This is a genomic window from Acinetobacter rudis (assembly GCF_000829675.1).
Taxonomy (GTDB): domain Bacteria; phylum Pseudomonadota; class Gammaproteobacteria; order Pseudomonadales; family Moraxellaceae; genus Acinetobacter; species Acinetobacter rudis.
The window spans coordinates 1-10,989 of the sequence record NZ_BBRX01000096.1; the positions used below are offsets into that span (position 1 = coordinate 1).

Sequence of the window (10,989 nt, forward strand, 5' to 3'; positions counted from 1 at the left end):
CTATATAGCAACAAAGCAGATTTTGGGCTAAATCGTAAGCTACACGACTCTTATAATGTTCAGGCCATCAAGCGTAAGTAATCACATTATGCGCTGGTCAAAAGCCTTGTAACTCTAACCAAGTGATCTTTATGTCCAAGCAAATGTCCACAATCCCGATATTTTCCGTTCTTACGAACTATGGTGAGACTCAAACCGAAAATATCGAGATTCTGCACAATGTTGCAGCATTACAGTGGGGGATTTTTTTGTGAATGACAAAATCTGTGCTTGTAGTCAGTGGCATCAATTTGTAGGGAAACCATAAAAAGATCCTTAATTAGACACCCTGTTATATCTATCATTATGCAATAAATAGCATCAAAATTAATTATTTTTATGTCAGTTGATTAGCTTTAAATTTCAATACATAAACTTAAAACACTTAGAAAACAATAAACTTTAGTAGCAAATAATTAACTTATTGTTTTGTTTAAAAAAACCATATTGTATTTTATACACTCAATTTATATAAGAAAAAGTCTTATGCTTTCAACTTAATAAGGTAAATTATTATGAAAAAAGTCTTACTAGTTGTTTCTTTAAGTATGTACAGTATTGCAGCATCAGCAGCTGGTAATCCTGTTGCTGTAGGGGATGTTGTTGGCCGTGATTTATCCGTTTGGGGGTTGGGTGCATTAGTTCATATAGGCTTATTAGCATCTTCAAATAATATTGCATAAGTTATGAATGAAACTGATTATGTAAATGTTGTTCAAAATGTTACTGTCGCCAACTTTAAAAGTACGGATACTTATTGGGGAGCTCGTGCAAAATCTAGTTTTAAATATGCAGCAGGTTATGCAAATGCTACAGCCCAATTGAATGCCCTAGCTACTCAACAACGTCCTCATGTTGTATATACTTTAACCTCCTCTACTCCAAACCCTGCCGTGCAAGTATGTTCAACATATAATAGTAAAGGTCAATGTACGGCTTATACATGGAAAAAGGGTTCATTTCGTTGCGATGCTTATTTGAAATGGTTATATGAAAAAACAACTAATGGTTCACTTGGTGGAATGACCCCGAATGGCTCATATAATAGTTCATTACTCACATTACTAGAGCCTAAACATAGTATTATCAATTAATGACCTTGATACTCTAAAAGAACTTAGGGTATCAATATCTAACAACGGTTTTAAATCATGAAGAAAAACAAATTTACCTTATACATTATTAGTGCCTTATTATTAGTTTCTTTAGGTTATGTTCTAGCAAAACCAGATTCAGATTCGATTAATCCCACATCTGAAAACAATGAAACACCTTCAAAGAAAATAGAAAGTGTACAACAAAATAATCAAGGAGACTTCACTACTGAATATAGAAATAACATATATAAAAATGCTGTAGGTTGGATGAAATCCGCAATAAATATTAACGATGATACAGGGCTTAGTCGCGAACAAAAAATTTCAGAATTAGTTGATTTATTGAAAAAAAATCAAGATGATCCAATTGCTACCCGTGAAATTATTGTCAGTTTGAGTAATTTAAACCCCATTGAAGCAATTGATGAAATATTACCCTTTTTAAATAACACAGATGAAAATATTCAAAATGCAGCAATTGGTGCTCTAAATAATGCAATGATGTTAACTGAATCAGAGTTAGCTCAGAAACGGCAAATGCCAGAAAATGATATTGAACGAAAAAAATAGCACCTGCAATTAGAGAGTTACTTCAAAATAAAACTTTATCCCCTAATACCAAGGATGTTGTTTTAAGTAGTTATGCCTCAACCAATCCATCTATAGAAGATACACGATACATGCTTCAATCATTATTAAAAAGTGATTCTATTAGCAATAATGCGGCAGGATATTTAGCATCAACCATATTAAATGGAAAAGAAATGGCTAATACTATTAGATCTCTAGATTCAAAAAACCATGAATATAAAAGTGCTGTATTAAGTGAACTTAGCACTAATATTGTGGCTAACCCTATCATACTTGAAGTATTAGATCCTGCATCTAAAAAGCAATTACATGATTTTATAATTAAAAATCCACCAACTAGTCGTAGTCAGAGTTTTTCTAATCAAAATGATGAGTGGAAAAGGGCTTTAAATTCATTGGAACTATGAGTTATAACCAATGTCGAGTTTGAAATTTATTTTATGTAAAGAATAAATATCTACCCATCAACTTTCTTATAAAACTCAAAGCCCATTCCCAGTAAATGTAAACTCATTACTATCGAGGAGGAGTTTTCGGTCCAAAGCTTTGTCTACAAAGCAAGCATGGTCTTTGCGGTCTATAAAAAACTCGTTGCATTTCTGGGGTCTATCTTTGCTGTCCCGTGGTAGACCGCGGTCTTTTTGCGGTTTTCGTCAGTTTTTCACACAAAAAATAGCTTATTATTCTTATACCTTGCAAAACTTACATTTGGCTCATCTTCGCCCTAGAAAAGTCAAAAGCTTTAGTTTTCTTACACTTCCTAATTTATCTGCGGTCTCCTCGAACCTATTCACTCCGATCATTCACATCGAATTTAAACTATTGTTTTATATGGTAAAATAATTAAAACTTGTCTCCGCTCATAATCCGTTGGTCCCGTGTTCAAGTCACGGTGTGCCCACCATATTTAATGTAAAAACAACAATTTACAATAGTTTAGTGCAGAATTGATGCCAAATTGTTTTTCATCATTTCTAGCCTCTCACTACCAACTAATCCTTTTACCTTATTATCATGTTTTTCACCCACAACCTACTTACATTCTTGGTTAACAAAACCCATATTTAGCAATAAATCTTGGTTGACAGATTAGCAATTAGCCGAAATTGAGCTTTGGTCACTTCTATTTGTACATGGTTTTATCACCGAAACCAGTTTAGTCAAAAATCTAGAGAGTGCTAGTTTGGTGATATGAAAATCGGGGGTATTCAAGATGGGCTAATTATATCTATTTATTAGTTCTTGTTTCATACTCTCTAGCGTGTCACAACTTCCCGATGCTTGCCAAGATTGAATAATACCTTTTGCATTACTAACGAATAGTGTGTCACAGTACCGTGATACTGAACCTAGCATGGAATACTTATAATAAGTTCGCTCTCGGTAAGTGACATGGCGACCACCATCAGCTCTATTGTATGTATCGGTTGGTCCACCCCAAGCTAATGCTAGATCATCAACACTTTTACCAACCCATTGGTCTCTATCAGCGTTGAATTTTAATATTTTATGAGCTCTTTCTTTATACTCACTCTGTGTTATTGGCTCTACTCTTTCATATTGCGCATAAGTTTGAGTGGTAGATATGGATATTGCGAACATAAAAGCAAACCCGATTGAGCGTATTACCAAACTATTACGCATATAGTTACCCTTTTTCATTCATTTTTTCCAAAAAATCGTTATATTTCCTACTGTTATACTATCTAATTGAGTATATTTGTGCAAATAAAGAAGCCCCTAACTAAAAACTTTAAATAGCTATAATAGAATGGGTATTAGCCCTCACCTGAGGGCTTTCACAACAGCACCATGTTTCGCTGACATTCATTGTATTTAATCACCTTATGAAGCGACCAGAGCATTAAAGCGCTGCCCTGTCCTGATTCTAGTTGTTCTAGATCAGGACAGATAGTTTTTAAAGCGGACATTCTAGTTTAAGATTACGTATCAACTTTGCATGACGCCCATATTTTAAACTGGATTAATCAAAGTGAGTTTTTTCTGGCAATTCTTCTAGATATCCGAAGAATTTTTGTATTTGATCTTCCGTTACTCGTGCTGTCGATATAGGAGGTAATTCATCTCTACCAAAAAAACCTACTTCTGGAGTTTCAATACTGGGTGTTAGCTCACCACCTAAAATTTCACACCAAAAAAATGCTTTATAAACGTGGAGAAACATTGAGGGATGGGGATGCTTTCTTCTGTCTGTTAAAGCTAACAGCTTAGTTGCTCTAACTTCTATACCAGTTTCTTCTAAAACTTCCTTTTCAGCATTTTCTGCTGCTGAGAACCCTACGTCAGCCCATCCTCCTGGAATAGACCATAAGCCATCTTGAGTTTCTTTAGCCAATAAGATTTTCTTTTCTTTAAAAACTACAGCACGCATATCCACTTTTGGCGTTGCGTAGCCGACATCCTGAAGAACATTGGGAATAAAGTCTTTAGTATCTATTTCTTTTAGATCAATTAAAGTTCGAACATGTTCAAGCAGTTGCTCATATCGTTCTTTATCATAAACATCTTTTGTATAATACAAACCAGATTGTGCTAATCCGGTAATCTTGTTCAGAGTTTCAATCCATTCAGCAGAACCTTTCATATACTCTTTTGATCTTAAGAAACAGAAAAGCTAAGTGTAACACTATTCAATTAAACTAAAATTAACATAACACACCTTATGAAAAACATATTTAATAATACATTATAAATCAAATGCTTAAGATATATTAAAAAATCCTAACCTTTACTTTAGGGCTTTAACTCTGCAAAATCTACTCTGGTCACCCCTCACCCAATCACCTGACATCAACTGCATATCCGTCAATGGCTTCATTCTTTAATGCACTCTTTGAATATATCTGAACTGATATTAACGTACTCTTCGGAAGTCATCAGTACACGGATTAAGGTTAAATATATTAAAATCACAGATCCTTAATTAACTCAAACAGACCCTATTATCCCTTACTCTTGAGATTGTATGACCTATTTTAAAAGAGATCATACAACTCATAATACGTGCCTAAAATTCGCAAGTTTAATCCTGAATGGTTTGCTTGCTCACCCACTCTACGGTCTGTTGAATTGTTTTTGAAAGTTCAGTTGATGGTATTTGCCAGCATGTGTTCAACTCATTGTATAAAGCTAGATCTATTTGTTCTGTTCTAATAAAATCTAGTATTTCTGGAGAAGTGTCTAATTTTTTTGCTAACCATTTCCATTTGAATATACGCTTTAATAATGAAATCGAAATAAAATGACGCGGAGGTCTAACTTGTAATGACTGAGCAATAATTCCAACTAAAGATTTAAATGTTAGCTGATGAGGGTTTGCGACTAAAACCTCTTGTCTCAGTGTTTTAAAATCCTTTGCAGCATATAGAATAGCTGTTACCAACATATTGATCGATACTAAAGGAAGAGTATGTGAAGATGAACCTGGAAGAGCTCGCATTTTTCTCTGTTTAAGTTGTAGAATCAAAGACGTGATTGGTTGGTTATTTGGAATTTCCCCTGTTACTTCGTCTCCAATAACAGTGGCCGGATGAATAACTGTCCATGGAATACCCAATAATTCAGCTTGTTTAATCCAGTTAAAATGTCCTTGGATTTTAGAAGCCTCATAAGCACCCAATGTTTTGTAAATTTTTGACCAGTTAGTTTTTTCAATACTTTCCCTATAAATACCAACTCCCTCTAAATGATTTTTTAAAGTCAGCATATATCCAGACATATGAATTGCGCGCTCAATATGGCAATACTTGTTGATGGTAGACAGTAAATTTGTCAATCCATCAACATTTACCAACTTAGCCTGCTCCATCGTTAGATTCCATTCAAACAATGCACTGGCATTATAAAGATACTTAACATCTCTTAAACTTTCCCAGTCTTGGGGTAATAAACCCAAGTCAGGTAGTGTAACATCTCCCTTGATAAAGGTAAGCTGTTGATGATCTATTCCCTTTTGCGTTAACCAATGCCGCAATTGATCAGCCTGATCACCAATATTACGACAAAGAGCTAATACACGAGCATTTTTACCAAGAAGGCTTGCCACAAGAAATTTGCCAATAAATCCAGTAGCACCCACTACTAAGGCTGTCTGTGAATAAATAGCCATAAAACTAAACTCAATAAATTTGGTAAGATTTATGCTAAACCTTAGAGTATACTCAAAGGTCAAGGGGCCTAAAATATAAATGGTTAAGGTTTATGCTAATTGGAGAGCTTTCTCAACTGATTAATCTTAGTCGAGATACTATTCGTTTCTATGAGAGAATGGAATTAATTCAACCGTTAGTACGCAATAATGGATATAAAGATTATTCTGAACAGATCTTACAACAATTAAAACTTATTCAAACTGCTAAAAATCTTGGTTTCACCCTTGCAGAGATAAAACAAATTATCGACTTAATCAATGTAGAAGAGATCCCAGCTACACAATTTCATCAAATTTTATTGGAGAAATTAAGTACTATCCAAGAAAAGATAGCTCAATTAATACAAATGCAGACTATGCTGGAAAACCTTTTAGAAGGCGAACCTTGCCCTTTAAATAATAAATGTGAAATAAAATAACAAGGCATAAACATTGAGTTTCGTAATATGAGGTTGGTTTAGATTAAATTTGAGGAAAATGCATGCTTATTGAAAGCAACACATTCAGAAAATTAAAATCAGCCTTTATATAAATTCTCTAAAATATTTACCTGTATGTTCAAAACGTCATTACAGTTAAGCATTTTAATATAAAACTTAATTTTAATTTAAAACGAATAGACAACATTCTTCTACTGCCATCTTTCCAGCAAAGTCAAAATATCAGCGAAATGCTTATGCCACTTTTCCTATGCGTAGAATATGAATCGCACTCTCTTTAAGTGAGTCAATCCACAGTATTGATGTATTTAATCATGGGCTCAGAAGAAGTTGTTGTCATATGGCTTATAACTATATCAAAGCACTTTGGTCATCGAACTGCTATTGATTATGAAATAGATGTCTATTTTTCCAAATTCTTTCATAAAATTAAACGACAATTAATATTAATGATAGAGTGACACAGAATTTCTGCAATACCAGGTCAAAAATGAAAAAAACTTTGAATATCTTTTTAGCTTTATTCGGTCTCACTGGCTTGTCCAATAATGCTGCCGCCCAAAGTATCGACCCGATACAAGATATTTTGATGTGTAAATACGCGAAAACAGATGGAGATATCGTTGTTCTAACCAATTACATTCACATGTATAACGCGAAAACTGGTGATTTTAATCTCAATAAAGAATTAAATTATCGTCGTTATGCGGATATATTTAAAAGCGCAATGCTATTTAATGAAGAATCACCTATAGTGACCTTTAAGAAACCACATCCTGTAATGGTTTCATGGCATGAGGTTCCAGCCGGCGAGGCAGATGGTGGATTATTCAACACTGAAACAAAAATGTCTTATGACAATTTAAAGAAACTGGTTGAAAAAACTAATGGTATAACACTTAAAGAATATACCTCGCTCATTAAAAAGAAGAATATCGTCTTTTATGATTATGAAAATGAAGGACTCCCTCCAACTAAAGTTGCTGGCTATATAGCTAAAAACTATGGCATATATGTCTTTGAGTTCAAAAACAAAGCCTATGTAACATGTTCATTTGAATCAGCTTCAAATCTTATTAATTAATACTATGTATATATAATTATTTTAACAATACCTAATCGAAAGCCCTTTAACTCAGGGCTTTCACAATCGCATCCTATTTTTTCTTGTTGAATTTAGCTACAGGAGTAAAGATTATAAAATCATAATACTCCTTCACCCTAGTTCAAAGGACTAAAATCAGAATTAAGCCATGTCAGTTCGACAATATTGTTGGTGATGTTATCTGTTAAATCAAACCATACCTATATGTATGCTTAGTATGATAGCCATCGTGTTAACTAGATTTTTACGCACTTATTCCCATCGCATTAAAAACTCTTTTGATCTAGTTTCCTCATCTAAGGTTTCAGCAACAACCTTAAAACCAACTGACTCATAAAATCTAACACTATTAATATTTTGTTGATATACACTTAATTCTAAATTATTTCTAATGCCCTTAGCGTGATTGATGAGAAGTTTACCAATACCTTTACCTTGCAATTCAGGTGATACGAAAATTGCAGCTATCTTATTTTCGACTAGAGCGATGAATCCATAAATATTGCTCATATCTTCTACAAGATAAACCTCCGACATTGGAAGATAGGTATCGTGCATTTTTACTTTATTATTTTTCCAATATATTTCAGAAATAAAATCATGAGCTTTTACTGATGCATTAAACCATATTTCTGTTAATTCGCTAAAATCATGAGGATCTGCTTGCCTAATAGTGAATGAACTCATCATGTTTTACTCCTAAAAATTTATTTAAAAATAACACAAGACAATTGAAATGAATTACATTTAATTATATTTTAATCAGATGAGCTCAAAATATGCTTGAAGACCCTATTTAGACTGGACTTTTTGTTACTTTCACTTCTCTGTATAAAGAGTTAAATAATATTTACATTTTTATCATAATAATATTTAAATAATTTAAGCCATTCCTCCCCAGCTTTCAACATCAACTACATGTTTATTAGCTCCTTTGAAAACAGATGATACTTTATCTTGTTTGACTAATAATCTTGCCACATGTTTTTTGCTTAAACCACTATACCTAAACAATACAACTTGGCCTATCAGTAGGAATTTGAAAAAACAATTGAGCTTCTTTTATAAATATTTACACCCTTATCTTCCTTTAAATGGTTCAATGTCTTTGTAATATAACTTTGAGAATAGAATATTATGAATACAAAATCACGAATCCTTGCAGGTGTGGTCCTAATCTCTATCTCCATACTGACTATACGAGCACATGCCAAATCAACAGTTGAAGCTGTTGATCAAATTGATGTTCAAAAATATGTTGGTAAATGGTATGAAATTGCACGCCTACCGATGTACTTTCAACGTAAATGTGAAAGCGATACTACGGCTTTCTATGCATTAAATAACGATAACACTATTGATGTAACAAACAGTTGTTTAGACAAGAATGGGAAGAAAAATGTAGCTCATGGTAGAGCTTTTTCTCAAAATGCTGGAAATAGTAAATTAAAGGTAAGTTTCCTACCTAGCGCACTGCGTTGGATGCCATTTACAAAGGGAGATTATTGGATACTAAGAATAGATCCAGAATACAAAGTAGCTTTAGTCGGTGGACCTTCAAATAAATATCTATGGATATTATCTAGGACACCTAAATTGGATGAAAGCACATATCAATCTTATTTAGAGACAGCTACTCAGCAAGGTTATGATATTTCAAAACTGATTAAAACACCCCAAAATACTTTAGAGTAATACTTAAATATTTATTGGTTTAATTTAAGCCCTTATATAAGGGCTTTTATCATAATATCTTCTTTACAAAAACCATATAACGCAAGAATTTACTCTAATAGTTTTACTTTTATCTCACTTTAAATTTATTAATTTCCAGCCCAATTTAATTTAATTTAATTTAATTTAATTTAATTTAATTTAATTTAATTTAATTTTTTAAAACAATAAAAACCACATACAATTTAGATATTAAAAATTCATCTTTAATATTAAAATTCTCTATAATTAAAAACTATGATATTTTAGCATTTAAAGTCATAAAAAGCACACTCACATTCGGATAGAAAACTCAGAAGATGTTTAATTATGACACTTTATAATAACACCAAGCATTAACAATAATACTTAAATTTCATTAATGTTTAGATTAGACATGATGATCCATCTATATTTACACAATTATTTATATAAAATATCGATTGCCAACACCAAGAAATACCATACAATTCTATTAATATTTTTATTTGAATTATGACATATGCATAATTTTTAATAAAAAACATGTGCTTTTTATATAAACAACATTAAAGTTACAATTATATAAATTATTAACTTATTAAATTTACTATAAATTTTTTAATATTTTCATTTAAGTGACAAATTATGTCGCACAACTCAGTTTGAAATGAGAATTTTGCATCAGACTTTATATAATGATCACAAACCATACAGTTGTTGATGAGTATTATGACCGAACGTATCAGAGAAAAACTTCAAATTTTAGCAGATGCTGCTAAGTATGATGTTTCCTGCTCTTCAAGTGGGAGTAATCGTAAAAATAAAGACAAAGGCCTGGGTAATACTGGATCTGGTATATGTCATAGTTATACTGAAGATGGCAGGTGTGTATCTTTGCTTAAGATTTTATTCTCAAATGTATGTATTTTTGACTGCGCTTACTGTGTATCAAGACGTTCCAATGATGTAAAACGTGCAGCTTTTACCGTACAAGAAGTGGTTGACTTAACAATTAACTTTTATAGACGAAATTATATAGAGGGATTATTTCTAAGTTCAGGTATCTTTAAATCTGCAGACTATACAATGGAGCGAATGCTCCAAGTGGTGAAAAAGCTACGACTAGAAGAAAATTTTAATGGTTATATTCATCTTAAAACAATCCCAGGTGCTTCAAAAGAGATCATTCATGAAGCTGGCTTATATGTCGATAGAATGAGCATTAACCTTGAAATGCCTACTGTAGAGGGTTTAAAAAAATTTGCTCCAGAAAAATCACACATTGAGGTTCAACAAGATTTAGGTATTGTTAGAGATAAACTCATTGAACTCAAAGATGAAAAAAAATTCATAAAGAGTGTACCTAAATTTGTGCCAGCTGGTCAGACAACTCAAATGGTTGTTGGTGCACATAATGAAACAGATAAAGATATTCTGTTAATGGCGGACCACCACTATAAGCAATTTAACTTAAAACGTGTATATTACTCTGGCTACATACCCATTAATAGTGAAGATGAATCATTACCATCTATAGGCTCTCATCCCCCATTATTGAGAGAAAATAGATTATATCAATCTGATTGGCTCATTCGTTTTTATGGATTCGATGCGACTGAAATCGTTAGTGATCAACATCCAAACTTAGAACTTAATATTGACCCAAAACTCAGTTGGGCACTCCGACATCCTGAATACTTTCCTGTTGATATAAATATTGCTAGCTATTGGCAAATATTAAGAGTACCTGGTATTGGTGTTCGTTCTGCTAAAAAAATAATTCATGCACGTAAATTTGGAAAAATAGATATAGATAAATTAAAAAAAATAGGAATATCATACAATAAGGCT

Annotated in this window: 12 protein-coding genes; 8 read left to right on the forward strand and 4 right to left on the reverse strand. The window is 32.6% G+C overall.

The features are described 5' to 3' along the window. The first annotated feature begins 554 nt into the window (after positions 1 to 554). From Aru01_RS18735 to Aru01_RS16995, 4 genes are all read left to right on the forward strand, one after another. Positions 555 to 722: a hypothetical protein gene (locus Aru01_RS18735; RefSeq protein WP_016656615.1), complete on the forward strand. Its 168-nt coding sequence runs from the start codon at positions 555 to 557 to the stop codon at positions 720 to 722. Positions 723 to 725: 3 nt separating this feature from the next. Then, positions 726 to 1,133, forward strand: coding sequence for a hypothetical protein (locus Aru01_RS16985; RefSeq protein ID WP_016656616.1), 408 nt, complete (start codon positions 726 to 728; stop codon positions 1,131 to 1,133). 57 nt (positions 1,134 to 1,190) lie between these two features. Beyond that, entirely contained in the window at positions 1,191 to 1,706 is a 516-nt protein-coding gene (locus Aru01_RS16990) for a HEAT repeat domain-containing protein (RefSeq protein WP_016656617.1), read from the forward strand. A 110-nt stretch (positions 1,707 to 1,816) separates the two neighbouring features. Next, entirely contained in the window at positions 1,817 to 2,134 is a 318-nt protein-coding gene (locus Aru01_RS16995; protein WP_016656618.1) for a hypothetical protein, read from the forward strand. Positions 2,135 to 2,945: 811 nt separating this feature from the next. Here Aru01_RS16995 and Aru01_RS17000 read toward each other — a convergent pair. The 3 genes from Aru01_RS17000 to Aru01_RS17010 all read right to left on the reverse strand — a co-directional run bounded on the left by Aru01_RS17000 (position 2,946) and on the right by Aru01_RS17010 (position 5,856). Next, entirely contained in the window at positions 2,946 to 3,389 is a 444-nt protein-coding gene (locus Aru01_RS17000; protein ID WP_016656619.1) for a hypothetical protein, read from the reverse strand. Positions 3,390 to 3,711: 322 nt separating this feature from the next. Then, the gene (locus tag Aru01_RS17005; RefSeq protein WP_016656620.1) at positions 3,712 to 4,332 is read right to left on the reverse strand and encodes an NUDIX hydrolase; all 621 of its coding nucleotides are present in this window, start codon (positions 4,330 to 4,332) and stop codon (positions 3,712 to 3,714) included. Between the two features lie 438 nt (positions 4,333 to 4,770). Then, the gene (locus Aru01_RS17010) at positions 4,771 to 5,856 is read right to left on the reverse strand and encodes an SDR family oxidoreductase (RefSeq protein WP_016656621.1); all 1,086 of its coding nucleotides are present in this window, start codon (positions 5,854 to 5,856) and stop codon (positions 4,771 to 4,773) included. A gap of 92 nt (positions 5,857 to 5,948) precedes the next feature. Here Aru01_RS17010 and Aru01_RS17015 point away from each other — a divergent pair, with 92 nt between their 5' ends. Further along, on the forward strand, positions 5,949 to 6,317 hold the full coding sequence (locus Aru01_RS17015; protein ID WP_016656622.1) for a MerR family transcriptional regulator: 369 nt from the start codon (positions 5,949 to 5,951) through the stop codon (positions 6,315 to 6,317). Between the two features lie 511 nt (positions 6,318 to 6,828). Continuing rightward, positions 6,829 to 7,422, forward strand: coding sequence for a hypothetical protein (locus Aru01_RS17020; protein ID WP_016656623.1), 594 nt, complete (start codon positions 6,829 to 6,831; stop codon positions 7,420 to 7,422). Between the two features lie 273 nt (positions 7,423 to 7,695). Here the strand turns inward: Aru01_RS17020 and Aru01_RS17025 are convergent, their stop codons facing one another. Next, complete coding sequence (locus tag Aru01_RS17025) at positions 7,696 to 8,133, reverse strand: N-acetyltransferase (protein ID WP_016656624.1); 438 nt, start codon at positions 8,131 to 8,133, stop codon at positions 7,696 to 7,698. Between the two features lie 447 nt (positions 8,134 to 8,580). On the opposite strand from Aru01_RS17025, the gene Aru01_RS17030 reads away from it, so the two are divergent. After that, on the forward strand, positions 8,581 to 9,138 hold the full coding sequence (locus Aru01_RS17030; protein ID WP_016656625.1) for a lipocalin family protein: 558 nt from the start codon (positions 8,581 to 8,583) through the stop codon (positions 9,136 to 9,138). A 729-nt stretch (positions 9,139 to 9,867) separates the two neighbouring features. Beyond that, positions 9,868 to 10,989 (forward strand): putative DNA modification/repair radical SAM protein (locus tag Aru01_RS17035; protein WP_042111657.1); only part of this gene is annotated, 1,122 nt, incomplete at its 3' end.